The sequence below is a fragment of the Desertimonas flava genome (genome assembly GCF_003426815.1).
Lineage (GTDB): Bacteria > Actinomycetota > Acidimicrobiia > Acidimicrobiales > Ilumatobacteraceae > Desertimonas > Desertimonas flava.
Window position 1 is genome coordinate 1 of the sequence record NZ_QKYK01000041.1, and the last position, 24,447, is coordinate 24,447.

23 protein-coding genes are annotated in these 24,447 nt (G+C 71.0%); 16 read left to right on the forward strand and 7 right to left on the reverse strand.

Going from position 1 to position 24,447, the window contains the following annotated elements; genetic code table 11:
* Positions 1 to 10: 10 nt before the first annotated feature.
* The 8 genes from DN771_RS30945 (at position 11) to eno (ending at position 10,895) form a co-directional block, all read left to right on the forward strand.
* Complete coding sequence (locus tag DN771_RS30945; RefSeq protein ID WP_227462494.1) at positions 11 to 115, forward strand: LPXTG cell wall anchor domain-containing protein; 105 nt, start codon at positions 11 to 13, stop codon at positions 113 to 115.
* A 153-nt stretch (positions 116 to 268) separates the two neighbouring features.
* Positions 269 to 3,736, forward strand: coding sequence for a transcription-repair coupling factor (mfd, locus tag DN771_RS26585; protein WP_117000603.1), 3,468 nt, complete (start codon positions 269 to 271; stop codon positions 3,734 to 3,736).
* 50 nt (positions 3,737 to 3,786) lie between these two features.
* Positions 3,787 to 4,638 (forward strand): peptidyl-prolyl cis-trans isomerase, encoded by an 852-nt coding sequence (locus tag DN771_RS26590; RefSeq protein ID WP_117000604.1) that lies wholly within the window; start codon positions 3,787 to 3,789, stop codon positions 4,636 to 4,638.
* Positions 4,639 to 4,654: 16 nt separating this feature from the next.
* The gene (mazG, locus tag DN771_RS26595) at positions 4,655 to 6,127 is read left to right on the forward strand and encodes a nucleoside triphosphate pyrophosphohydrolase (RefSeq protein ID WP_117000605.1); all 1,473 of its coding nucleotides are present in this window, start codon (positions 4,655 to 4,657) and stop codon (positions 6,125 to 6,127) included.
* 74 nt (positions 6,128 to 6,201) lie between these two features.
* Positions 6,202 to 6,606: an ArsR/SmtB family transcription factor gene (locus tag DN771_RS26600; protein WP_117000606.1), complete on the forward strand. Its 405-nt coding sequence runs from the start codon at positions 6,202 to 6,204 to the stop codon at positions 6,604 to 6,606.
* Positions 6,603 to 8,294 carry a SulP family inorganic anion transporter gene (locus DN771_RS26605; protein WP_117000607.1) on the forward strand — a complete coding sequence of 564 codons (1,692 nt, stop codon included), beginning with the start codon at positions 6,603 to 6,605 and terminating at the stop codon, positions 8,292 to 8,294. The genes DN771_RS26600 and DN771_RS26605 overlap by 4 nt, the downstream gene beginning before the upstream one ends.
* A gap of 16 nt (positions 8,295 to 8,310) precedes the next feature.
* Positions 8,311 to 9,585: a DUF4032 domain-containing protein gene (locus DN771_RS26610; protein ID WP_117000608.1), complete on the forward strand. Its 1,275-nt coding sequence runs from the start codon at positions 8,311 to 8,313 to the stop codon at positions 9,583 to 9,585.
* 35 nt (positions 9,586 to 9,620) lie between these two features.
* Positions 9,621 to 10,895: a phosphopyruvate hydratase gene (gene eno, locus DN771_RS26615; RefSeq protein WP_117000609.1), complete on the forward strand. Its 1,275-nt coding sequence runs from the start codon at positions 9,621 to 9,623 to the stop codon at positions 10,893 to 10,895.
* Between the two features lie 105 nt (positions 10,896 to 11,000).
* Here the strand turns inward: eno and DN771_RS29880 are convergent, their stop codons facing one another.
* Complete coding sequence (locus DN771_RS29880) at positions 11,001 to 11,912, reverse strand: DUF559 domain-containing protein (RefSeq protein WP_162942448.1); 912 nt, start codon at positions 11,910 to 11,912, stop codon at positions 11,001 to 11,003.
* A 174-nt stretch (positions 11,913 to 12,086) separates the two neighbouring features.
* Here DN771_RS29880 and DN771_RS29885 point away from each other — a divergent pair, with 174 nt between their 5' ends.
* Both DN771_RS29885 and DN771_RS26630 read left to right on the forward strand, forming a co-directional pair.
* Positions 12,087 to 12,827: an FtsB family cell division protein gene (locus DN771_RS29885; RefSeq protein ID WP_162942449.1), complete on the forward strand. Its 741-nt coding sequence runs from the start codon at positions 12,087 to 12,089 to the stop codon at positions 12,825 to 12,827.
* 71 nt (positions 12,828 to 12,898) lie between these two features.
* A complete protein-coding gene (locus tag DN771_RS26630; protein ID WP_162942450.1) occupies positions 12,899 to 13,402 on the forward strand; it encodes a hypothetical protein in 504 nt (167 codons plus the stop codon).
* Here the strand turns inward: DN771_RS26630 and DN771_RS26635 are convergent.
* Positions 13,365 to 14,981 carry an MFS transporter gene (locus DN771_RS26635; RefSeq protein ID WP_162942451.1) on the reverse strand — a complete coding sequence of 539 codons (1,617 nt, stop codon included), beginning with the start codon at positions 14,979 to 14,981 and terminating at the stop codon, positions 13,365 to 13,367. The two genes, DN771_RS26630 and DN771_RS26635, sit on opposite strands and share 38 nt — an antisense overlap.
* A gap of 100 nt (positions 14,982 to 15,081) precedes the next feature.
* Between DN771_RS26635 and DN771_RS26640 the strand changes: the two genes are divergently transcribed.
* The 4 genes from DN771_RS26640 to DN771_RS26655 are packed head-to-tail and all read left to right on the forward strand — an operon-like array spanning position 15,082 to position 19,101.
* On the forward strand, positions 15,082 to 16,227 hold the full coding sequence (locus DN771_RS26640; RefSeq protein WP_162942452.1) for a pectin acetylesterase-family hydrolase: 1,146 nt from the start codon (positions 15,082 to 15,084) through the stop codon (positions 16,225 to 16,227).
* A gap of 39 nt (positions 16,228 to 16,266) precedes the next feature.
* Positions 16,267 to 17,079: a TPM domain-containing protein gene (locus DN771_RS26645; RefSeq protein ID WP_117000615.1), complete on the forward strand. Its 813-nt coding sequence runs from the start codon at positions 16,267 to 16,269 to the stop codon at positions 17,077 to 17,079.
* Positions 17,080 to 17,105: 26 nt separating this feature from the next.
* Positions 17,106 to 17,801, forward strand: a complete 696-nt coding sequence (locus DN771_RS26650) for a hypothetical protein (RefSeq protein WP_117000616.1) — start codon at positions 17,106 to 17,108, stop codon at positions 17,799 to 17,801.
* On the forward strand, positions 17,788 to 19,101 hold the full coding sequence (locus DN771_RS26655; protein WP_162942453.1) for a hypothetical protein: 1,314 nt from the start codon (positions 17,788 to 17,790) through the stop codon (positions 19,099 to 19,101). The genes DN771_RS26650 and DN771_RS26655 overlap by 14 nt, the downstream gene beginning before the upstream one ends.
* Positions 19,102 to 19,294: 193 nt before the next feature.
* Here the strand turns inward: DN771_RS26655 and DN771_RS26660 are convergent, their stop codons facing one another.
* From DN771_RS26660 to ychF, 3 genes are all read right to left on the reverse strand, one after another.
* Positions 19,295 to 19,705: a PIN domain nuclease gene (locus DN771_RS26660; protein ID WP_117000618.1), complete on the reverse strand. Its 411-nt coding sequence runs from the start codon at positions 19,703 to 19,705 to the stop codon at positions 19,295 to 19,297.
* Complete coding sequence (gene vapB, locus DN771_RS26665; RefSeq protein ID WP_117000619.1) at positions 19,702 to 19,923, reverse strand: type II toxin-antitoxin system VapB family antitoxin; 222 nt, start codon at positions 19,921 to 19,923, stop codon at positions 19,702 to 19,704. Before vapB ends, DN771_RS26660 begins: the two co-directional genes overlap by 4 nt.
* Before the next feature lie 83 nt (positions 19,924 to 20,006).
* Complete coding sequence (ychF, locus tag DN771_RS26670) at positions 20,007 to 21,095, reverse strand: redox-regulated ATPase YchF (RefSeq protein ID WP_117000620.1); 1,089 nt, start codon at positions 21,093 to 21,095, stop codon at positions 20,007 to 20,009.
* Positions 21,096 to 21,195: 100 nt separating this feature from the next.
* Between ychF and DN771_RS26675 the strand changes: the two genes are divergently transcribed.
* The gene (locus DN771_RS26675; RefSeq protein WP_117000621.1) at positions 21,196 to 21,483 is read left to right on the forward strand and encodes a hypothetical protein; all 288 of its coding nucleotides are present in this window, start codon (positions 21,196 to 21,198) and stop codon (positions 21,481 to 21,483) included.
* Between the two features lie 24 nt (positions 21,484 to 21,507).
* On the opposite strand, the gene DN771_RS26680 is transcribed toward DN771_RS26675, so the two are convergent.
* Complete coding sequence (locus DN771_RS26680) at positions 21,508 to 22,158, reverse strand: DUF6518 family protein (protein WP_162942454.1); 651 nt, start codon at positions 22,156 to 22,158, stop codon at positions 21,508 to 21,510.
* A gap of 101 nt (positions 22,159 to 22,259) precedes the next feature.
* Between DN771_RS26680 and DN771_RS26685 the strand changes: the two genes are divergently transcribed.
* Positions 22,260 to 23,261 (forward strand): PHP domain-containing protein, encoded by a 1,002-nt coding sequence (locus DN771_RS26685; protein ID WP_117000623.1) that lies wholly within the window; start codon positions 22,260 to 22,262, stop codon positions 23,259 to 23,261.
* A 10-nt stretch (positions 23,262 to 23,271) separates the two neighbouring features.
* On the opposite strand, the gene DN771_RS26690 is transcribed toward DN771_RS26685, so the two are convergent.
* Positions 23,272 to 24,435, reverse strand: coding sequence for a serine hydrolase domain-containing protein (locus tag DN771_RS26690; protein ID WP_117000624.1), 1,164 nt, complete (start codon positions 24,433 to 24,435; stop codon positions 23,272 to 23,274).
* Between the last annotated feature and the right edge of the window lie 12 nt (positions 24,436 to 24,447).

Here is a 24,447-nt window from a genome sequence, read left to right on the forward strand (position 1 = left end):
GAGTGGGACCCTGCCCGAGACGGGTTCACCCACGCTGCTGATCGCCGCCCTCGCCGGGCTGCTGACGGCCAGCGGTGCGACCCTGCTCGCCATCCGCGGCAAGTCGGAGCGGTAGCCGGAGGCCCACTCACGCCGGTCGTGCACAACCGGAGGGTATGTACCGGACGGAAGCGTCAGGTAGATACCCTCCGGTCGCCGCGGTGGGTACGTACCCTCCCGTCGGTCGCGGGGCCGCGGTGAGGCGAGCCGCCGGTACCCTCGATGGGCCGTGCGTCTGGCGTCGTTACCCCCCCTGCTACGCGATGAACCGGCGCTGACGCGCGCCCTCGGCGACCCGGGTGCCCGCCTCGCCATCGGCGAGGTCGCCCGGCCGATCTCGATCGCCGCCCTCGCCAACCTCTCCAACCGCACGCCGCTCGTGGTGGCGTGCCCGACCGGCACGATGGCCGGTCAGCTCGCCGACGACCTCGTCCAGTTCCTGGGCGAGCCGAACGTCTCGGTGCTGCCGGCGTGGGAGACCCTGCCGTTCGAGCGCGTCAGCCCATCGGTCGAGACGATGGGCCGGCGGCTCGAGCTGCTGTGGCGTCTCCGTCAACCGGAGCGGATGCCGAAGGTCATCGTCGCCGGCGTGCGGGCCCTGTTGCAGCGCCTCGGGCCGGAGGCGGTGGAGGTCGAGCCGATCGCCGTGCACAAGGGCGACATCGTCGACCCCGACGACCTCGCTCGCACACTCGCCAACTTCGGCTACCGACGCGAGGAGCTGGTCGAGCACCGTGGTGAGTTCGCCCGCCGAGGGGCGATCATCGACGTCTACCCGTCCACCGGCGACGCCCCGATCCGGATCGACCTGTGGGGCGACGAGGTCGACCGCCTCACGACGTTCAGCCCGAGCGATCAGCGCTCGGTCGACGACATCGCCGAGGGTCTGATCTTCCCGGCCCGCGAGCTGATCCCCACCGACGAGGTCCGGCAGCGGGCCGCCAAGCTGGTGGCCACCGAGCCGTGGGGGCGCGAGCAGTGGGAGCGGCTGTCGGAGGGGGCCCTGTTCGACGGCATGGAGAGCTGGCTGCCGTGGCTCGTGGACACCGGGCCGAGCGGCGATCTGCTGCTCACCGACGTCCTGCCCGACACGGCCAAGGTCGTGCTCGTCGAGCCCCGGCGGATCCGCGACCGGGCCGCCGACCTCATCGCCGAGGAGGACGACCTCGCCAAGGCCCTGGCGTCGACGTGGGAGCGTCCGGCCGACGTGCCCTTCCCCCGTCTGCACGCCGAACCCGACCGCCTGCTCGCCAACACGGGATCGTTCTGGTCGATCGACAGCGCGCCCGAATCGCCCGACACGCCGGTCGTCGAGGCGTCGGGCTGGGGCCCGGTCGCCGGCGACGGGTCGGGCTTCGCGGCGCGCCTGTCGCAGTTGCTCGGCCAGGGCTATCGCGTCGTCGTGGCGGCCGACGGCGAGGGCTCGGCGGCGCGACTGCGCGACCACCTGCTCGACAGCGGTCTCGACTTCCCGGTTCTCACCTCCGCCGACGGCGACCTCACCGCCAGGGGCGGGCGCATCGTCGTCGCCCCGCTGCACCATGGCGTGACGATCGGCGCGGCGCGAGTGGCCGTCATCGCCGAGGCCGACCTCACCGGTCGTCGCCGGGCCCACCGCCGGCCGCGGCCTCGTCGCCGCGACGCGGGCGGCGTGTTCGAGGACCTCAAGCCGGGCATGTACGTGGTGCACTTCCACCACGGCGTCGGCCAGTACGAGGGCATGGCCAAGCGCACGATCGGTGGCGTCGAACGCGACTACCTCCTGCTCGCCTACAAGGGCGGCGACAAGCTCTACGTCCCGTCCGACCAGATCGACACGCTGCGCCAGTACGTCGGCGGTGAGGCGCCGACGCTGCACCGCCTCGGCGGCTCGGACTTCGCCAAGGCCAAGAGCCGGGTGCGGTCGGCGGTGCGGGAGATCGCCCAGGAGCTCGTCGTGCTCTACCAGAAGCGTGTGACGGCCGAGGGGTTCGCCTTCCGGCCCGACACGCCCTGGCAGGCCGAGATGGAGGACGCCTTCCCGTTCGTGGAGACGCCCGACCAGAAGGCAGCCATCGCGGCGACCAAGGACGACATGGAGCGGCGCTATCCGATGGATCGCCTCGTGTGCGGTGACGTCGGCTTCGGCAAGACCGAGATCGCCGTGCGGGCCGCGTTCAAGGCCATCCAGGACGGCAAGCAGGTCGCCGTGCTCGTCCCCACCACCCTGTTGGCCTCGCAGCACGGCCAGACGTTCGCCGACCGTTTCGCCGGCTACCCGATCCGCGTCGAGACGCTGAGCCGCTTCCTCACGCCGGGCCAGGCCCGCCAGGTGGTGGCCGGGCTGGCCTCCGGCGAGGTCGATTGCGTGGTCGGCACCCACCGCCTGCTCGCCGACGGCGTGAAGTTCAAGGACCTCGGCCTCCTCGTCGTCGACGAGGAGCAGCGCTTCGGCGTGCAGCACAAGGAGGCGATGAAGCAGTTGAAGACGAACGTCGACGTGCTCACGCTGACCGCCACACCCATCCCGCGCACGCTCGAGATGAGTCTCGTCGGCATCCGCGACCTGTCGCTGCTCAACACGCCCCCGGCCGATCGCCAGCCGATCCTCACCTATGTCGGTGGCTACGACGAGCGGGTGGCCGTCGAATCGATCCGTCGCGAGCTGCTCCGCGAGGGCCAGGTCTTCTGGGTGCACAACCGCGTGAGCTCGATCGAGCACGCCGCCGCCCGCCTGCGCGAGCTCGTGCCCGAGGCCCGTGTCGCCGTGGCGCACGGTCAGATGGACGAGGGCACGCTGGAGCAGGTGGTCGTCGACTTCTGGGACGGCCGGTACGACGTGCTCGTCTGCACGACGATCATCGAGTCGGGCATCGACATGCCGGCGGTCAACACGCTCGTCGTCGAGCGCGCCGATCTGCTCGGTCTCGGCCAGCTCCACCAGCTGCGCGGCCGTGTCGGCCGCAGCGGTCAGCGGGCCTACGCCTACCTCTTCCATCCCCCGGAGGTGGCCCTCAGCGAGGAGGCCTATGAGCGGCTCAAGACGATTGGCGAGGCCACCGAACTGGGCAGTGGCTTCAAGATCGCCATGCGCGACCTGGAGATCCGCGGCGCCGGCAACCTGCTCGGTCAGGCCCAGTCAGGGCACATCGCCGCCGTCGGCTACGACCTCTACTGCCAGATGGTCACGGAGGCGGTCGCCGAGATGAAGGGCGAGGCGCCGCCGAACGAACCGGGTGAGATCCGCCTCGACGTGCCCACCGATGCCAACCTGCCGCGCGACTACGTGTCGAGCGAGGCGTCGCGGCTCGAGGCGTATCGCCGGCTGGCCGCCGTCACCACGCCCGAGCAGGTCGACGACATCGCCGCCGAGTGGACCGACCGGTACGGCCCGATCCCCGAGCCGGCCGCGGCGTTGCTCAACGTCGCCCGCCTGCGGGCCGAGTGCCATCGGCTCGAACTGCACGACATCTCGATCGCCGCCGGGTCGCCCGGCCGGCCGGGCGAGGCGCGCCTCGCGCCGCTCGATCTCAAGCTCAGCCAGTCGACCCGCCTGCGCCGCCTGAGCCGTGACGCCAAGTGGAAGGAGGACGCCCGTCAGTTGGTCGTCCCGATCCCGCGAACGCGTCGGGGCGAGAACGGCCCGGTCAAAGTGGACCCGGCCGAGTTCCTGGTGGGCTTCCTGCGAGAGCTGATCCCGCCCGAGACCGCCGCGTAGCGCCCCACGCGTGGGGTGCGCGGGATGTCGCCGGGGTAGCTTCGACGTCCGTGAAGCTTCGCTCCCGTGCCCTGATCGTGGTCGCTGCGGCGGTCGTCGTCGCTCCCGGGGGCGGCGCGCCGGCCAGCGCCGCCGACGTCGCCGCCACCGTCAACGGCACCGACATCACCGTCGACGACTTCGAGGCCACCTTGCTGTCGCTCGGAGCGCCCGACGTGGCCCCGGCCGACCAGGTGCGCACCGTACTGACCGAGGAGATCGTCAACCTCGTGATCGTCGACGCCCTCGAGGCTGCCGGAGTCGACCCCGACGAGGGCGCCGAGGACGACGAGACGTTCGACGCCCGGTCGGCCCGCTACCGGTCGCTGCTCGCCGACGCCGGCCTGGTCGACGTCGCCGAGCGGCAGGAGGCCTACGAGGAGGCGGGTGAGGTCGACGGCGTCATGTGCCTCGGTCTGGTCGCGGTCGACGAGGCCGACGACGACGCGCTCGACGCACTCCGCGACGCCCTCGAGGCGGGCGACGACTTCGGTGCTGCCGCCACCGACGCCGGGTTCTCGCCGCTTGCCGTCGGTCAGTCGGGGCCGTGCTTCGCCGTGTCGACGATTCCCGAGTCGCTGTCCGAGCCGCTCGCCGAGGCCGTCGCCGACGCCGGCGTGGGCGAGCTGTCCGAGCCGATCGAGCTGGAGGGCAGCGAGTACGTCGTGTTCGCCCAGCCGTTCGAGGACGTCGCCTCCCTGCTCACCCGGGACCTCGCCGAGGCGGCGGTCGCCGACCTGCTCGACGGGGTCGAGGTGACGGTGAACTCGCGGTACGGACGCTGGGACCCGGCGACGTCGAGCGTCGTCGCCCTCGACGCTCCCGACGCCGCCGAGTCCACCGACGTCGCCGTCGCCAACTGAGCGTCAGGGCCGAGACGTGCCGTCCATCACCATCGTCGGGCTCGGCCCGGGCGGCGACGAGCACGTGACGGCAGTGACGGTCGCGGCGATCGCCGCTCACGAACACCGCTACCTGCGGACGGCGCGGCACCCGAGTGCCCATCTGCTCCTCGACCAGCCCGGCGGCGCCGAGGCGCTCGACCGCTTCTACGAGTCCGCCGACACGTTCGAGGACGTCTACGCGGCGATCGTCGACCACCTCGTCGCCGCAGCCGGCGAGCACGGCGAGATCCTCTACGCCGTTCCCGGCTCACCACTCGTGCTCGAGCGGACGGTCCGGGCGCTGCTCGCCGACGATCGGACCACGTGCCGCGTGCTCCCGGCGATGTCGTTCCTCGACGTCGCCTGGGCCCGACTCGGCATCGATCCGGTCGAGGCCGGCGTCCGCCTCGTCGACGGCCACGAGTTCGCCACTGCCGCGCGGGGTGAGCGTGGCCCGCTGCTGATCGCCCACACCCACGCCAACTGGGTGCTGTCGGACATCAAGCTCGCCGTCGACGAGGCATCGGGAGACGAGCCGGTCACCATCCTCCAGCGCCTCGGGACCCCCGACGAGGCGGTCGTCGAGACGACGTGGAGCGAGCTCGACCGCACCGTCGAGGCCGACCACCTCACGTGCGTCTTCGTGCCGCGGCTGGCCACGCCGATCGGCGACCACTACGTGCGCTTCCACGAGCTCACGCGCACGCTGCGCGAGCAGTGCCCGTGGGACCGCGAGCAGACCCATCAGACACTGGCGCCGTACCTGGTGGAGGAGGCGTTCGAGCTGGTCGACGCCCTCCAGGCGCAACGCAACGACGAGCCGGCGAGCGACACGGACGTGATCGAGGAGCTCGGCGACCTGCTCTATCACATCGAGTTCCACGCCGCCATCGCCGAGGAGGAGGGTCGCTTCTCCATCGTCGACATCACCGACAACGTCCACGACAAGCTGGTCCGTCGCCACCCGCACGTCTTCGCCCCTCCCGGATCGGCACGTGTCGACGCGGCCGACTCGGCCTCGGTCGAGGCCAACTGGGAGGAGATCAAGCGCGCCGAGAAGCAGCGGGACTCCCTGTTCGACGGGGTGGCGATGTCCCAGCCGTCGCTCGCCTACTCCCAGCAACTCGGCCGCAAGGTGGCCAAGGTCGGGTTCGACTGGACCGACGCCGACCACGCGATGACCGACGTGTCCGACGAGCTGGCCGAGCTGGCCGAGGCCCGTGCGGGAGGGGATGCGGCCGAGATCGCCGACGAGTTCGGCGACGTCCTCTTCGCCCTCGTCAACGTCGCCCGGCACCTCGGTGTCGACGCCGAGCTCGCCCTGCGCGCATCGGCCGGCAAGTTCCGCCGTCGTTTCGAGGCGATCGAGGCGCTGTGCGCGGAGCGAGGCGTCGACATCCGCACCGCCGGACTCGAGGCGCTCGACGCCATGTGGGACGAGGTCAAGGCTCTCGAACGCTCCCGCTGACGGGAGGTGGCTTCCGACACGTGGGATTCTGTACGTAGGATTTCGATCTGCTCATCTGATAAATTTGTCAGATCGTGAAATCATCATCTGGCGACCCATCACCTGACGACCCTTCATCTGACGATCCGTTCGCCGCCGCCGAACGGCCCCTCTCGGAGATCAAGGCCGATCTCTTCAAGGCCCTCGGGCATCCAGGTCGCGTCCGCATCCTCGAGCTGCTCCGTGACGGGGAACGGGCCGTCGCCGATCTCGTCCCCCTCGTCGGCCTGGAGTCGTCGCACCTGTCGCAGCAGCTCGGTGTGCTGCGTCGTTCCGGCGTCGTCGTGTCCCGGCGTGACGGCTCGAACGTGCTCTACCGCATCGCCGATGCCGCGGTGGTCGATCTGCTCGACGCTGCTCGTCGCTTCCTCATCAACACCTTGAGCGTCAACGAGGAACTCGTCGTCGCGCTCCGCAGCGACCGCGGCGCGCACCGATGAAGCGTCTGCTCCCTCGCGCCGCTGACTACGCCGGTCTGCGCCAGGGTTGGCGCAGTGACCTCGTCGCCGGGCTCACCGTCGGCGTCGTCGCCCTGCCGCTCGCCCTGGCGTTCGGCATCACCACCGGACTCGGCGCCCAGGCCGGTCTGATCACGGCGATCGTCGCTGGGCTCGTCGCCGCCGTCTTCGGCGGCTCGAGCGTCCAGGTGTCCGGGCCGACGGGCGCGATGACCGTGGTGCTCGTGCCCATCGTCGAGCGCAACGGTACCGACGCGGTGCTCGTCGTCGGGATCATGGCCGGCGTCCTGGTCGTCGCCGCCGCGTTCGCCAAGGTCGGGCGCTACTTGGCGTACGTGCCGTGGCCCGTCATCGAGGGCTTCACCGTCGGCATCGCCATCTTGATCTTCCTCCAGCAGGTGCCGTCTGCGCTCGGGGTCCCCAAACCCGAGGGTGAGAACAGCGCGGCCATCGCGTTCCGTGCGGTGCGAGCGGCTCTGGAGGGCGACGGTGTGGCGAGCGCCTCGGTCCTCGTCGTCGTGGTGATCGGCGTCATGCTCGTGGTCCCTCGTATCCGCCGCACGTTGCCGGCCTCGCTGATCGCTGTCGCGGCCGCGACCATCGTCGCCAAGCTCTTCGACCTGGACGCCGCACGGATCGGGGAACTGCCGAACTCCCTCCCGCTCCCGTCGCTGCCCAGCACTTCATTCGGTGAGATGTCCGACCTCGCGTCGGCGGCCGTCGCCGTCGCCCTGCTCGCGGCGATCGAGAGCCTGTTGTCGGCGAAGGTGGCCGACGGCATGACCGACACCGTCCCCCACGACCCCGATCGGGAGCTCTTCGGGCAGGGGCTGGCCAACGTCGTGTCGCCGCTCTTCGGCGGCATGCCGGCCACCGGCGCGATCGCCCGCACCGCGGTCAACGTCCGTAGCGGCGCGCGGACACGCGTCGCAGCGATCATCCACGCCCTCGTGCTCGTCCTCGTCGTCCTCTTCGGGAGCGACGTGGTCGCCGACATCCCGCTCGCCGCGCTGGCCGGCGTGCTGATCGTCACCGCCTTCCGCATGGTCGAGGTGCACAACGTCCGCGCCGTCGTGCGGTCGACCCGGTCCGACGCCATCACGCTCGTGCTGACCACGGCGGCGACGGTCGCCTTCGACCTCATCGTCGCCATCGAGGTCGGCGTGGCGGTCGCCGCGCTGTTCGCCCTGCGTCACATCGCCCGCAACGCCGAAGCGGTCCGTGAGCGGCTCCCGGTGCTCTACGCCCGCCGCGACTCCGACGGCGACGCCGAACGCATCAGTCCCGACGACGAGGCCGACCTGCTGCACGACCACATCCTCGTGTACCGGCTCGACGGGGCCCTGTTCTTCGGTGCCGCGCAGCGCTTCCTCACCGAGCTGACCGCCGTCACCGACGCCCAGGTCGTCATCCTGCGCATGTCCCAGGTGCAGGTGCTCGACGCCACGGGCGCGCAGGCGCTGGGGGAGATCGTCCGCGAGCTGGAGAGCCGTGGCATCACCGTGCTGATCAAGGGCGTGCAGCCCCGGCACCTGAAGATCCTCGCCGCGGTCGGCACCCTGGCACGGCTGCGCCACGAGAACCATCTGTTCGACACGCTGGACGACGCCGTCACCCACGCCCGGCGCCACGTCACCGGGGCTGCGCAGGAGCCGTTGGCCCACGCGTGATACTGGCGGGGTGCGCATGCAGCTCGCCGACCCCGCCGACCACCCGCGCGTCGGGCTGCTGCCGTTCGCCACCGACCTCGCCGACTGGGACCTGCCGTACATCCGCGACGTGCTCGGCCTGCACCGCCACGTCGTGCGCCTCGTCGAGCTCGGCGACGAGGTCGAGCGGGTGTCCTATGTCGTCAAGGAACTCCCGGACCACCTCGTGCTGCGGGAGTACCGCCTGCTGCGAGGGCTGGCCGAGGACGGGCTGCCGACCGCCGAGGTGGTCGCCGCGGTCACCGAGCGCGCCGGTGGTCGCGACGGGATGCTCGTCACCCGCCACCTCGACTACTCCCTGCCCTACCGCACGCTGCTGTCCGATCGTGGCCTGTCGATCCCGTATCTCGGCGAGCGGCTCCTCGACGCCCTCGTCGGCCTGCTCGTGCGGCTGCACCTCGTCGGGTTCTTCTGGGGGGACTGCTCGCTGTCCAACACACTCTTCCGCCGCGACGCCGGGGCGCTGTCGGCCTACATCATCGACGTCGAGACGTCGGAGCGGTACTCCTCGCTCACGTCCGGCCAGCGGCAGATGGATCTCGACATCGCCACCGAGAACGTCGCCGGCGGCCTCCTCGACCTCCAGGCCGGCGACCGCCTGGTCGGGGGGATCGACCCGTGGGAGCTGGCCGCCAACCTCGAAGGGCGGTACAACGACCTGTGGAACGAGCTCACGGCCGAGCAGGAGTTCCAGTACGGCGAGACGTGGCGGATGGAGCAGCGCATCGACCGGCTCCACGACCTCGGGTTCGACGTCGCCGAGATGGAGATGATCGCCGACGAGGCCGGGCACAAGATGAAGATCGTCCCGCGGGTGGTGGAGAGCGGGTACCACCAGGAGCGCCTGATGTCGCTGACCGGCCTCAAGGCCGGGGAGAACCAGGCCCGCCGGCTGCTCGGCGACATCCGCAGCTTCGCCGCCGAGGTCCAGCAGGCAACGGGCCGCACGCTGCCGGAGAACGTGGCCGCCGTGCGCTGGCTCGACCAGCGGTTCGAGCCGGCGATCGCGGCGATTCCCGGCCCGCTGATCGGCAAGCTGCAGGCCGCCGAGATCTACCACCAGATTCTCGAACACCGCTGGTTCCTCTCGGAGCGTGCCGAGCGGGACGTGCCGATCCGCGAGGCGATCGACGCCTACATCACCGACATCCTCGAGCACACGCCGAGCGAGCAGCTCCGCCTCGACGCCACCGCCGAGCTGATGCTCAGCGACATCGCCTCGTATCTCGAGGCCGCCCCGCCCGACTCCTGAACGCGCGGCACGTCGGCCCACTACGTTGGTCCTCGATGTCTGAGATCGTCGAAACCATCGGCCGTGAGATCCTCGATTCCCGCGGCAACCCCACCGTCGAGGTCGAAGTCGTGCTCGATTCCGGCGCCCGTGGTCGAGCGGCCGTCCCCAGCGGGGCGTCCACCGGAGAGCACGAGGCGGTCGAGCTGCGCGACGGTGGCGACCGCTACGGCGGCAAGGGCGTCGCCACGGCGGTCGGCTACGTCAACGGCGAGATCGCCGAGGCCATCGAGGGCCTCGACGCCACGTCGCAGCGCGCCATCGATGCGCTGCTCATCGAGCTCGATGGCACCGAGAACAAGGGTCGTCTCGGCGCCAACGCGATCCTCGGCGCCAGCCTGGCCGTCGCCAAGGCGGCGGCCGACGAGCTGGACGTGCCGCTGTACCGCTACGTCGGCGGCCCCAACGCCCACGTCCTGCCGGTGCCGATGATGAACGTCATCAACGGGGGCGTCCACGCCGACAACACGATCGACCTCCAGGAGTTCATGATCATGCCGGTCGGCGCCCCGAGCTTCTCGGAGGCGTTGCGATGGGGGACCCAGACGTATCACACGCTGAAGAAGCTGCTCCACGACCGCGGCATGTCCACGGCGGTCGGCGACGAGGGGGGATTCGCCCCCGACCTGGCGACCAACGAGGACGCCATCGTGTTCCTCGTCGAGGCGATCACGGCGGCCGGCTTCACGCCCGGCGACGACATCGCCATCGCCCTCGACCCGGCGACGAGCGAGCTCTACCGCGACGGCGCCTATCACCTCACCGGCGAGGGCAAGGTGCTCTCCTCGGACGACTTCGTCGCCTACTGGGACCGCCTCGTCGGCGCCTATCCGATCGTGTCGATCGAGGACGGTATGGCCGAGGACGACTGGGACGGCTGGGCCGCCCTCACCGCCGCTGTCGGCGGCAAGGTGCAGCTCGTCGGCGACGACCTCTTCGTCACCAACACCAAGCGGTTGCGCCAGGGCATCGATCGCAAGGTGGCCAACTCGGTGCTCGTGAAGGTGAACCAGATCGGTTCGCTCACCGAGACGCTCGACACCGTCGAGCTCGCCACCCGCTCGGGCTACACGTCGGTCATGAGCCACCGCAGCGGCGAGACCGAGGACGCCACCATCTCCGACCTCGCCGTCGCCACCAACTGCGGCCAGATCAAGACCGGCGCGCCGGCCCGCTCCGACCGCGTGGCCAAGTACAACCAGCTGCTGCGCATCGAGGCCGACCTCGGCGAAGCCGCCGCCTACCGCGGCCGCTCCGCCCTCAACCCCTGAGGCCGCCGCACCCGCAGCCCGCTCACCCCAGCCCGCAGCCAGCCTCAACGGTCGGAGATCGCCGCGTCCGGCGCGCCGATCTCCGACCGTTGGCGCGCCGCGAGGCTACGACGCCAGGGCGACCGCCTCGCGGAGCCGGGCGAGCACCCAGTCGGGGCGGTCACGCACGTCGTTGTAGGTGAACGTGATCACCCGGTAGCCAGCGAGGACCAGCTTCGTTCGCCGCTCCTCGTCGTGTTGCCGCTGGCGTCGAAGGGAATGGGTGGCGTGCCCCTCGAGTTCGATCACCAAGCCGCCTGGGAACAGGGCGTCGAGGCGAGCGGCCCAGCCGCGCTCGGCGCGGACGACGACTCGCATCTCCGGTCGAGCGAGACCACCGCGACGGACGATGGCGAGGAACCAGCGTTCGAGGCGGCTCTCACCGCCGGCATCGACCAGTGCCTCGCGGAGCTGCTCGCCCGCGACTCCGGGCCGGAGCGATTCGATGACCGCGGCGCGCAGACGATCCTCCGAGACGCGCCGGCTCCGCACGGCCGAGTCGATGGCGTTCTCGGTCTCGGCCACGGTGAAGCCGAACAGTGGCGACTCGACGATGAGCCGTTCGGCCGACAGACAGCGGATGCCCTGGATGGTGACGGTGTCGCGAGGCCCCAAGGCGCGACTGGTGGTGTGGACCACCCACGGGACATGGCAGCTGCGATGCTCCCTGCGGACGAGGACCTCCGGAATGTCCGGGACCGACGCGAACCCGTCGAGCCGATGCAGGCGGGCGGCGGTCCGGCCTGCCACGAAGCCACGCCCCGCCACGTCGGCGGCAGCAGCCCACGCCTGACGCTGCCATGTGTCCGTCGATCCACCGACGTAGTACGAACGAGGTCCGGCTCGATGCAGGAGTCCGCTTTGGATCCAGCGGTAGCGCAGGCTCTTGCCGACCCCGAGTCGATCGAGCTGGATCGACGCGACGGCGCCGTGCTGGCGGCCTGCAAGCCAGGCGACGTCCTTGAACAGCGACGACATGAGGCCATTGTTGCGGTGGGGTGTCACAGTCGGTCGCGGGCCGGTCAACGGTCGGAGGAGGTCGCGCTCGACGCGTCGATCTCCGACGGCTGGCGGTGGCCGGACCGGCCCGGCGCAGGACGGTTCGGGTACCTGCCGCGAATCGTCGGGTCGCGGCTGCGAGAATGGCTGGTCGTGGATGACGAGGAGGACATCGGGCCCGACGCCCGAGAGGCGGACGACGAGCGCAGCAGCGGACGGTTGACGACCATCATCCCGCGGCCCGCCGACCGCAGGGCGTCCGACGCCGGGCGTTCCCGGCTCGGCTCCCGGCGCCGGCGTTCCTCGGACCGCATCGCCAGTCGCCGCTCGGGCTGGGTCTTCGGCCTCGCCGCCCTCGTCGTGGCGGGAGCGATCGCCGCGGCGCTGTTCGTGCTCCCCGTGCGGACGTGGTTCGAGCAGGACAAGCAGATCGACGCGTTGGAGAACGAGCTCGACGAGATGCGGGCCGTGAACGACGACCTCACCGGCGAGGTCGACCGGCTGCAGACCGACGAGGGCATCATCGAGGCCGCCCGCGAGGAGCTGGGCCAGATCCAGGCCAACGAGCATCGTCAGACGATGCTCGCCCACCCCGACCTGCCTCGCGACATGCCCGACGGGTGGCCGTACACGCAGGTCGACCAGATCCTCCTCGCTCACGCCAACGCCGTCACGGCCGCAGCCGCGGCCGCGGCCGGCGAGGCATCGACCGACGGCGGTGGCCCTGCCGTCGGCAACGGCGGGGCCGGCGGCTTCCAGCCGGTCACGGGCGCGACGGCGACGACGGGTGCGCCGGCGGCGCCGGCCACCACGACGACGGCTCCGCCCGCCGCCAGCACCAGCACCAGCACCAGCACCAGCACCACCGTCACACCAACGGCGGCGGGCGGTTGACGCCCGCGGCCGCGCCCAACGATCCGCATCGGTCGTCGGAGTCGGGGTGGCTCCCGCATAGCCTTGCGACAATGAGGTCTCGCCAGCTCTTGCCGGTGCTGGTGATGCTGGTTCTCGTCGGGGTGGTGGCCTGCGGCGACGAGGGGAACAAGTCCGCCGAGCGAGCCGTGGCCGTCGTCGAGGCGACGATCCGCCACGTCGCGTCCGAGCACCCGCCGGCCGAGGGCGCCGAGGCCGGCGATCTGCCGGTGGTCTACGTCGTGAGCGTGGGCGAGGAGACGCTGTCGGCGGGGATCCAGGCCGAGGTCGTGTCGAACCTTCGTGACGAGATCGAGGTGCGCTTCGCCGACGCCCGGGAGGAAGCGATCGACGAGACGGCGCCGACGGCGCCGGTCAAGGACGGGGGAGTGCTCGTCGTCCTGGGAGAGATCCCCAAGCTCGGCAATCCGGCGGTCGTGCCGGTCGAGATCTACACCGCCCGGCACGAGCACATCAAGATGGTGTACTCGTTCGTGCCGGCGGGCGACGTGTGGAACATCACGTCGACGTCCGAGGTGCCGCTCGACGCAATCTGAGGCGGGACCAACGGGACTCGCCCGATGCTCGCCGTTCGGGGTGCTCGTCGCCCGTGGGCTCGGCCCCAGCCGGCTCGATCATCGCCCGTTCGATGTCGGCGAGCAGCGCACGCATGGCGTCGACGGCGGCATCGAGCTCCTCGGCGTCGGGCTCGGCGCCGGGGCGCATGGCTTCGCGACGGAGCCGCTCGATCCGGGCGGAGAGGCCGTGGTCGATGTCGTGGCCGGCGGCGCGGGTGAGATCGGCGACGCTGCCCAGCTCGATCGCCACGGTGCGAGAGTGCTCGCCGTGCTCGGGCACGGTGAGCTGCTCGACGCGCCGGCTGGCGATGCCGAGCGGGTCGAACGGGTGCGTGACACCTGCCCGGCGGGCCTCGATCATGTTCCTCGCGTAGAACACCGCGGTGGGCACGACGCAGATGACGATCGTGATCATGGCGACCCGCACCGACATTCCCGATGCCGTGGCGGCGATCGCGCCGATCACCCAGCCGAGTTGGAACTGGGTTTCGAAGCGGGCGAACGCGCTGCCCCGCCTGGTGTGCGGCGACCTCGACTGGAGGAGGGCGTCGAACCCCTGCCGGCCGACGGACGCGGCCACCCCGAGGGTGGCCGCGACGAGCATCAGCGTCAGGCGCGACGGCCCGAGGGCGCAGATCGACGCGGCCACGGCCAGGCCCATCAGCGAGTAGGTGGTGAGGCGGTCCTCCGACGTGTACCTCCGGAGAATCGGGGCCAGCGCGTTGCCGGCGAACGATCCGAGACCCCACGCGGCAGCGGCTGCCCCGTAGACGATGGCCGGTGCGCTGTCGCGGCGGAGGGCGAACACGACGCCGAAGACGAAGAAGCCGACGGCGCTCCGGATGAGCAGGAACGCCCACGCCGTTGCCGTGACGATCGATGTCTGCAGCTGCACGAGCTGGACGTCGGCGGACAGCTCGACATCGGCGTCGGTCTCGCGCTGATCGGGCAGCCGGGTGGAGAAGAAGGCGGCGAGCAGGAAGCCGGCACAGCCGAGTGCGAGCGTGACCTTCTCGGACGCGAACGTGACGATGAGCGCGGCCGACGGGGCGACGATCGAGCCGACGATGGCGCTGATACGGGCCAGGCTCGAATTGGCCGAGACGAGGTGGGCCGGGTCATCCACCAGGCTCGGGACGAGCGCCTGTTTGATCACACCGGTCGCCTTGCCGACGACGAGCAGGGCGAGGGCGAAGAAGTAGAACGCCAGATCGAACAGCGTGAAGGCCAGTCCGACCACCAGCACGGCGCGGATCAAGAACACCGTCGTGGCGATGAAGCGGTGGCTGCGCGGGAAGCGGTCGATCGCCGGGCCGATCAGCGGAGCGAGGAACGTGAACGGCACGAGGTTGATGATCAGGTACAGCAGGACCTGCTGCCGTGAGGCATCGGCGCTGATGCTGAAGAAGAGGGAGCTGGCGAGCGACACGTCGACGAGGGCGTCGGCGCCCACGCCCAGGGCGTGCGCCCTGGCGAAGCGGCGCAGCCCTTCGGTCCAGTGAGGGGGGCGCCGCGTGAGATGACGCACGCGCTCGCCGATCGCTGTCACGCCTCCCATGTTGGCGCGCAATGTACTCGGCGGCGAGCCGGCAGGGTTAGGGTCGGCGTTGCACGTCATGCCCGCCCCGGCCTGGGTGGGCCAACGAAGGGGAGTTGCGATGCGAGGAACGAAGGCCAGGGGCCTCGTCGCCGTGGCGGCGGTCACCATCGGGCTGCTCGGCGCGGCGAGCACGATGGCCGGGGCGTCCAGCGATCCGGCGCCCGAGTGGACCGAGATCGTGCCGGGTGGCGACTGCCAGTGTGCCGACGGTGCCGACTTCTCGTTCTTCGCGCGCGAGGCCGATCCGACGAAGGTGATGTTCTTCCTCGAGGGAGGCGGCGCCTGCTTCGACCCGGTCACCTGCGCCTTCACGTCCGACCCGTCCACCACCTACGACTGGGACATCGGCGACGACGACGACCCGGCCACGATGGGCGGGATCTTCGACTTCGACCACCCCGGCAACCCCTTTGCCGACTACTCGGTGGTCTACGTGCCGTACTGCACCGGAGACATCCACCTCGGCAACACGACGCACGAGTTCTCGCCCGAGCTGAGTGTGCAGTTCAAGGGTGCGGTCAACGGGGCGGCAGCCGTGGAGTACCTCGCCGGGAACTTCGCCGACGCCGAGCAGGTGGTGGTGGTCGGTGAGAGCGCCGGTTCGGCCGCCGCACCGCTCTACAGCGGGCTCATCTCGGACGCCATGGACAGCCCTCGGATCACGGTGTTCGCCGACGGGTCCGGTGCCTATCCCGACGAACCGGCCCTCAATGCCGCCGTCGGCGGCCTCTGGGGGACGATGAACGCGGTGCCCGACTGGGAAGGCACCGAGGACATGACGGTCGAAGAGTGGAGCCTCCCCGGGCTTTGGGTGCAGGCCGGCACGCACGACCCCGACATCGTCATGGCCCGGTTCGACTTCGCCTACGACGCCACGCAGTCGTTCTTCGCCGGCTTGGTGGGGGTCCCCGCCGACGACCTCCTCTCGTTCATCGACGCCAACGAGGCGACGGTCGAGGCCGCCGGGGTCGAACAGTGGAGCTACACCGCCCCGGGCAGCGATCACACACTCGTCCGCAACGACGCGTTCTACGAGATGGAGGTGGAGGGGGTCACCCTCGTCGACTGGGTGTCCGCGCTCGTCGCCGGGGAAGAGATCGCCGACGTCCATTGCGAGGAGTGCGAGCCGCCGGCGCCGGCCGGCTCGGATCCCGCCGATGACGGCGCGGCTGCCGGGACGGACGTGACGTCCAGCACCGGTTGACCGGGAACCTGCGGCGCGCCGTCGTCGTCGCAACCGGTCGTGAATCGCCACCGTTCCATCGTCGCCACCCTCGTGGTCGGCGGCGCCCTGATCGCCGGTGCTCCCGCAGCCACGTCGGCGTCGACCGGCACACCGGCCGACCCGCTCGGCTGCACCAGTGAGGTGTTCGATCCGTCCGCCCTGCTCGACGACCGTGTCGACACGGCCGTCGAGCAGGCCGAACGGTCGCTGGGCGCCGACGTTCGCGTCCGGGCCGAGCGCAGCGTCGACGGAGGGCTGGACGCCCGGATCGACCAGCTCGTCGCCCAGTGCGACGGCTGGGCGGCGCCGGACGGTGAACTGGCCGACGACATGGTGGTCGTGCTGTTCTCCGAGGTGGAGCGCGAGGCGTCGGTGTACTACGGCGCCGATCTCGGTCCCGACCTGGAGTACCGGTGGTCGGACGCCGTCGACGACATGACCGCCGAGTTCCCCGACGACTATTCCGCCGGTGTCGTCGCCGCGCTGCGCACGCTGCGCGTCGGCTCGTTCGGCTCGACGTCGTCACCCTCGCTCGCTGACACCTCCTCGAACGCCTCGGGCCCCCTCATCGGGCTGTTCGTGATCGGGGCGTTGATCGTGCTCGGTGTCGTCTCGTTCGTCCGCTGGGACGGGTTGGAGGGGCACTCGTGGGCCGGCACCTACGGTGACGACGACTCGAGCGGAGGTTGGTCGTGGTCGAGCGGTTCGAGCCGGCGCCGATCGTCGTTCCGGAGCTTCGGGTCGAGCTCGCGCTCACGTTCGTCCGGATCTCGCCGCTCGTCGTCGTCGAGAGGGTCACGCCGCGCCGGCGGCGGTACGAAGAAGTGGTGACCGCAGCGCCCCCTATCGTTGGACCCGTGGCTCGGTCCGTCGGTCCCTTCGTCGTCGTTCCGGCCCGGCCCGGACCGCTGGTGGTCGTCGGCGCCGATCGCCCCCGCGACGACATCGACGTGGCGCTCGACGACGTGTTCGGCGCCCCCGATGATCGTGGTCCGGGTACCGCAGATGCCGTCCTCGTCGCCGGCGGTGGCGGTGTTGTGCTCGCCGGGCTGCTGGCCTCGTGGCCGGCCATCGCCGTCGTCGCAGGTGGCGCCGCCGTCGGGCTCGGGCTGATCCTGCCCGTCCGTTCGTCGTGGCGCCGGGTCACGGCGCGCCGCCGCGACGGGGCACGGATCGCCCGGCGGGCAGACGGGACGTTGTTGCGGGCCGACGGCGAACTCGTCGGCGCGCTCGTCACCCAGCACGAACTCGTTCGAGATCGGGCGGCCACGCTCTCGACGGTCGAGCGGCTTCGCGTCGAGTCGGTCGCCCACGCGGCCCTCCGTGAGGTCGCCACGCTGCTCGGTGATCGGGAGCCGACGGGCGCCGCTGAGGTGGAGTACGTCTCGGCCCGGCTCACCGCCCTCACCGCGCTGGCCCAGGCGGCCGCCGCGTCTGGCACAGACCGGGCGACCAACGTGGCGGCGCGCCACGAGGTGGAACAGCTCGGCGGATCGTCCCTCGACGATGCCGCCGCGCTGGTGAACGAACTGGGTGGCGATGACCTCCGCTGACGTCGCCGCCGTCGACGCGGGAGATGACCGGCTGGAGGGTTCGTCACCGTCGATGCCGGAGTCGGTGATGCCCGAGCAGACCGCCGAGATCGCCGCTCCGGAGAGCGACGCTCCGCTCGGCCTCGTCGGAAAGCTCGTCGCCGTCCCCCTCGCCCCGTTCGTGGCCCTGTGGGAAGCCGGCCGGGCGTTGGTCACGAAGGTGCTCCCGGCGCTGTTCGGCCGGGCCGGTCGGGCCCTGCGCCGGATCGTCGAACTGATCGTCGCGCCGTTCCGCTTCGTCGGTCGGCTCCTCGCGACCGCCCTCCGACGCATCGCGGCCCTCGTCGTCGCCCCGTTCCGCGTGCTCGCCCGGGCCGTCGCGGCTGCCGGCCGCCGCCTGGCCGCCCTGGTCCGCGCCGTGCTGCGCCCCGTCGTCGCCGTGCTGCGAAGGCTCGGCGTGCTCGCCAGCGGGCTCGGGCGCGCCGTCGCCGGGTTCCTCCGCCGGATCGGCGTCGTCGTGCGGTCGGCGTTCCGGTCGGCCCTCCGGGCGGTTGTCGGTGTGTTCCGCCGCCTCGGCCTCGCCTTGCGAGGAGGCCTTCGGGCGATGCTGGTCACGAGCCGTGGCCTGTTCCCCCGCGTCGGAGCCGTGCTGCGAGGCGTCGCCCGACGCGTGTGGGCGCCGTGCCGCGAGGTCCTCGCCGCACTGGGCCGCGTCGGTCGAATGGTGATGGCGACCCTCCGCAACGTCGCGGCGACCGTGGCCGCGGTCGTCCGCCGCGTCGTGGCTGCGGTCCTGGCACCGTTACGGGCTGTCGGACGTCTCGTCAGCAGGTTGGCCGGCGCCGTCGGCACCGTGGTCACGTCGGTGACCAGCGCCGTCGGCAAGGTGGTGCGGTCGGTGACCGGTACCGCCGGTCGTGTCATCAGCGCGGCGACCGGCGCCGTGAGCGCCGTCGTCCGGTCGGCGGCCCAGGCCGTCAGCCGCCTCGCCACCGTGGTCCTCGCACCCATTCGCGCCGCCCTGCGGACCGGGCGTTCGATGCTGCGAGCGAGCGGCCGGTCGGCGAGTCGTGTGCTCGCCGGGGTGTTGCGGGTGCTTCGCCGGGTTCGTGCGGCCATCGTCACGGCGAGCCGTCGCGTGCGGACCGCCGTGGTCGCGCCGTTCGCCGCCGCCGGCTGGACGACCCGCACCGCCATCAGGAGCGCGTCGGCCTCGGCCCGGCGCGCGCTCGCCCCGGTGTCACAGGGCGTGCGGTCGACCCGCCAGGCGACCCGACGGATCGCCGCCGACGTGCGGCGGGCGTTGCGAATCCGCCGCTGACCATCTCGACCGCAGCTGACCGTCGCTGGTTTACACGTTGAAGCGGAACGTCGGAGAGCGCTCGATTCATGGCAGCTGACCTGCGGCGCTGCAGTTCAGTCGCGTGGCGGAGTTCGCAGAAGGTACGCAGCTCGTTGGGTAGACCGCTTGCCCGCTCAGGTCAGCCTGACCGTTTGCGGCGCCGTCGCGAGTGTCAGCTCGCTTCGCGGAGCCGCTCGATGGGCTGTCCGGTGACTTCGGCGATGAGCTCGAAGTCCTTGTCCACGTGCAGCACCGTGAGCTGTGCCAGTTCTGCCACGGCGGCGATGAGTAGATCGGGAATCGAGGGTGCCCGGTGCTGGCCTCGCTCGGCGAGGATGGCTTGGACCTCGATGGCGCGATCTTCGATCTTCGGCGTGAAGTACTCCACGGGCATCGAGCGCAGCGGGGCGGAGCCGAGAGCGTGCCGAAGGTCGCCGGCCGAGCGAGCCGAGAAGCCGACTTCGAGCAACGTCACGCTCGTGACATGGACGAGTCCCCGCTCGATGCGGTTGGCCCACGCGGTTGCATCAGGACTGGCCCCCAGACGGACCAGCGCAGACTTGTCGATGAGCCAGTCGGTCATCGCCAAGCGCGGTCGATGACTCCGGGGTCAGCGAGGTCAGCGAACGTGTCGGCAAAGGTGGTGAGGTCGGCCACCGAGACCGCGGCGGGCACCACGTCGCGCTCGCGGGCAAGAGTGCGCCGCAGGTACTCGGTGCGCGAGAGGCCGAGCCGCTGGGCCTTCGTGTCGATGGCAGCGATGACGTCTTCGGGGACGTCGCGAATCAGGATGTCAGTCACGGTACCTCCTTCGATATCAGACGATATCACCGCCGCTACAGGTCACAGCGTTCGCGTCACGCGAGCGCCGCCCGCGAACTCTGCTACACGTTGAAGCGGAACTCCATCACGTCGCCGTCCTGCACGATGTAGTCCTTGCCCTCGAGGCGGATCTTGCCCAGTTCCTTGGCCTTGGTCCAGCTGCCGATGTCGAGCAACTCGTCCCAGCGGATGACCTCGGCCTTGATGAACCCGCGCTGGAAGTCGGTGTGGATCCGGCCCGCAGCCTGCGGCGCGGTGGATCCCTCGTGGAACGTCCAGGCCCGCGACTCCTTGTCGCCGGTGGTCAGGAACGTCCGCAGCCCGAGCAGGTGATAGGCGCTGCGCACCATGCGGAAGAGGGCTCCCTCGCCGAGACCGAAGCCCTCGAGCATCTCAGCCCGCTCGACCGGGTCGGTGATGGCCGCAGCCTCCGCCTCGAGCTGGACGCACATGCCGATCACCTCGACGTTGTCGCCGGCATCGTTGAACTCGGCGGCCACCTTGGCCTCGGCCTCGGGGATCGAGTCGAGCTCGTTCTCGCCGACGTTGACCACGGCCAGCACGCGCCGCGACGTCAGCAGGAAGTGCGGCGCCAACTGCTCGCGCTGATCGGCGGTGAGCCCCGCCCGGTACAGCGGCCGGCCCTCGCTGAGCGCGGCGTTGGCGGCGCGGAGGGCGTCGACCTCGTCGCCGAGCCCCTTGTTCAGCTTCGACTGGCGCTCGGCCTGGGCGAGGCGCTTCTCGACGGTCTCCAGGTCGGCGAGCGCCAGCTCGATCTCGACGACACGGAGGTGCTCGAGCGGGTCGGAGGGGCCCGGGACGTCGTCGTCCTCGAACGCTCGGAGCACGAACACCACGGCGTCGACCTCGCGGATGTTGGCGAGGAACCGGTTGCCGAGGCCCTCGCCCTTGCTCGCCCCCTCGACGAGGCCACCGATGTCGACCACCTCGACCGCGGCGTGCACGACGTTGCGGCTCTTCGACATCTCGGCGAGTCGGTCGAGGCGATCGTCGGGCACCTTGGCGACGCCGATGTTGGGGTCCTTGGTGGCGAACGCGTAGGGCGCGGCGAGGGCGCCGCCACCGGTGAGGGCGTTGTACAGGGAGCTCTTCCCGGCATTCGGTAGGCCGACGAGTCCGAAGCGTTCCATCGGGCCGACGATACGGGCCAGGCGTCGAGAAATTCGCCGCGCCGCTTGGTGCAGTTTCCTAGCTTCTGGCGCGCCAGGCGATCCCCGGGAGGCTTCACAGATGTCTGACAACTTTCGGCGCAGCCGGGACACGGCCGATGACGGCCCCCCCGACGCGGACGATGGGCTGTCCGACGAGTTCGACATCGAGGCGCTGAGGGGCGGCGGGGCGGCGGACGTCGGGGGAGAGGACCCGTGGTCGACCGACGACGCCGTGTCGTTCGACGACGAACCGGGTCTCTTCGATGACGGCGTCCTCGGTGGGGTCGACGGACGGCTCGACGAGTCCTTCCACGACAGCCCCGACGACGGCCCCGACGGCGGCTGGGCCAGCGACGCTTCGATCTGAACGGCTCGTGCCGGCCCGCAGGTCTCAGACCCGGCTGAACACGAGATCGACGGCTTCGGTCCCCAGGCGGGCGGCGACCCACGCCGCGGCGGCCACGCCGAGCACCTCCGGGGCCCGTCGTGCGCCGGCCAGTCGGAGAGCCCACGCCAGTACGACGGCGCCGATCGCCAACTCGACGGCGGCGACGCCGCGCAGCGTGTCGACACCGACCCACCAGAGCAGGTGCATCGCCTCGGCGACCAGCACCCCGCCCACCAGGGCCACGGCGGCCGGCCGCCCACGCGGCGAGTGGCGCGCCCAGAAGCCGGCGGCGCCGAACACGGGACCGGCCACCACGCCGGCCGCGGACCAGATCAACGCCCCGCGGGGGCCGGAGCTGACCTGCTCGAAGAGGTCGACGGCCTCGTAGTACGTGAACGAGGCGGCGACCAGCGTCGCCGCTCCGGCGGTCGCCGCGCGCCCGGCGCTCGACATCAGCGCCCCGACGACGAAGGCGGCCACGAGCCACGCCCCACCCGAGTTCGCCAACAAGGAGGCGGCGTCGTCGGGCAGGGCGCCCTGCCCGATCTGGGTGAGGATGCCGAGGATCACGCCAGCGGCGACGCCCGTCAGCAGGGCCGGAGCCACCCCGTTGGAGGGGACGGTGGTCGGGGGAGTGGTCGCCGGATGAGTCACGGGGTCGACGGTACGAAGCGATGGTCCTCGCGGCATCGACCGGACGGCGGAACCTCGGACCCCGGCCTCCACCACATGGCCGAGGTTCGTAGTCTGGAGCCGTGACCCCGCTCGAAGCGCTCGACCGTGTCGTCCACTGCCTCGACCGGGCCCACGTGGGCGGCTTCAAGGCCAAGGCCTTCGTCAGGGCGCGAGACGTGGTCCGCAACACCCCGGCCGACGAGATCGCCGAACGGGCGGCCAAGGGCACGCTCACGGCGCTCGACGGCATCGGCGACTCGACGGCGAAGGTGATCACCGAAGCGCTCGCCGGCGGCACCCCGTCGTATCTCACCAAGCTCGAGGCCGAGACGCAGCTCGAGCTGAGCGACGCCGCCCGCCCCTACCGTGAGGCGCTCCGGGGCGACTGCCACCTGCACTCCACGTGGAGCGACGGCGGTGCCACGATCGACGCGATGGCCGAGACGGCGATCGCCCTCGGCCACGAGTACATGGTGCTCACCGACCACTCCGCGCGACTCACGATCGCCCACGGGCTCGACCGCGACCGCCTGCTCCAGCAGCTCGACGTCATCGCCGGCCTCAACGCCGAGCTGGCCCCGTTCCGCATCCTCACGGGGATGGAGGTCGACATCAACGAAGACGGGTCGCTCGACCTCGAGGACGACCTGCTGGAGGGGCTCGACGTCGTCGTGGCGAGCGTCCACTCCAAGTTGCGGTCACCGGCGCCCGAGATGACGCTGCGGATGGTCCGCGCCGTCATCTCGCCTCACGTCGACATCCTCGGTCATTGCACCGGTCGGCTGATCGAGAAGCGCCCACCGTCGGTCTTCGACGCCGCCGCCGTCTTCGACGCGTGTGCCGAGTTCGGCACGGCAGTCGAGATCAACTCCCGTCCGGAGCGGCTCGACCCGCCCTACGAGCTCCTCGAGCGGGCGATCGCCGCCGGCTGCTGGTTCTCGATCGACAGCGACGCTCATGCCACGGGTCAGCTCGAATGGCAGCCCAACGGCTGTGAGCGGGCGGCTCACTGCGAGGTGCCGATCGACCGCATCGTCAACACGATGAGCGCCGACGACCTGCTGGAGTGGACCCGCAACTGAGCGGGCGGCGTCAACCGGCGCCGAGGAGGGCGCCGTACGTCGCGAGCAGCAGGCCCATGCCGCGATCGTCGCCGAGCGTGCCGCCGGCCATCCTGTTCATCACGTAGCTGAACGTCATCCGGGCGTCGATGTCGATCACGGTGATCGACCCGCCCCAGCCGCCCCAGAAGCACGAGCGGGGGTTCGGCAGCGGCACGAACTCGCTCGGCAATCCGAACCCGATGCCGTGCCGCATGGGAATGCCGAACACCTGATCGGTCCAGTTCCACTGCTCGTCGAACACCGGGTCGGCACCGGTCGGCGAGAGCAGCTTCACGCCGCGGAGCGTCCCGCCGCACGCCATCGGGGCGTGGATCTGGGCCAGCGAGCGAGCGTTGCCGTGACCGCCCGCCGCCGGGATCTCGGCCCGGCGCCACGGCGCCGTGTTGGCCTGCTCGGCCTCGAGCTTCACGCCACCGATCGCGCGGAACGCGATCGAGGTCGGGTCGGCCGGTGGGACGAAGGGCTCCCTGGGCGGGATCACGTGTCCGATGCGGTGGTGGTGCTCGTCGGGGGTGCCGATGTGGAAGTCGACACCGAGCGGGCCGGTGATCTCGGCCCGCACGAACTCGCCGATCGTCTGCCCGGTGACCCGGCGCACCAGCTCCCCCTCGAGATAGCCCTGGGTCAGCGCGTGGTAGCCCGAGGCCGTGCCCGGCTCCCACCACGGGGTCATCGCCGCCAGCACGCCGGTCGCCTTGTCCCAGTCGTAGAGCTCCTCGGGATCGATCGGGGGGTCCCAGGTCGGCAAGCCGGCGCTGTGGGCCATCACGTGACGCACGAGCACGCCGGATTTGTCGTTCACGGCGAACTCCGGCCACACCTTGGCGACCGGCGCGTAGAGGTCGATCTCGTTCTGGTCGGCGAGCATCAACAGGGCGAGGGCGGAGACGGTCTTGGTGTTCGACCAGACGTTGACGATGGTGTCGGCCTGCCACGGCGCGCCGGTGTCGTTGCCGGTGTTCGCCGCGTCGGTGTCGACGGTGCCGCCCCAGAGGTCGACGACGAGCTCGCCCTCGATCGTCACGGCGACCGAGGCGCCGACGTCGGCGATCGCCCGCTCGGGGTCGAAGTTGTTCTCGAACGCGCCGCGCACGGCATCGAATCGGCTGTCGCAGGTTCCCCCGAGCTCCATGCGCCGACGTTA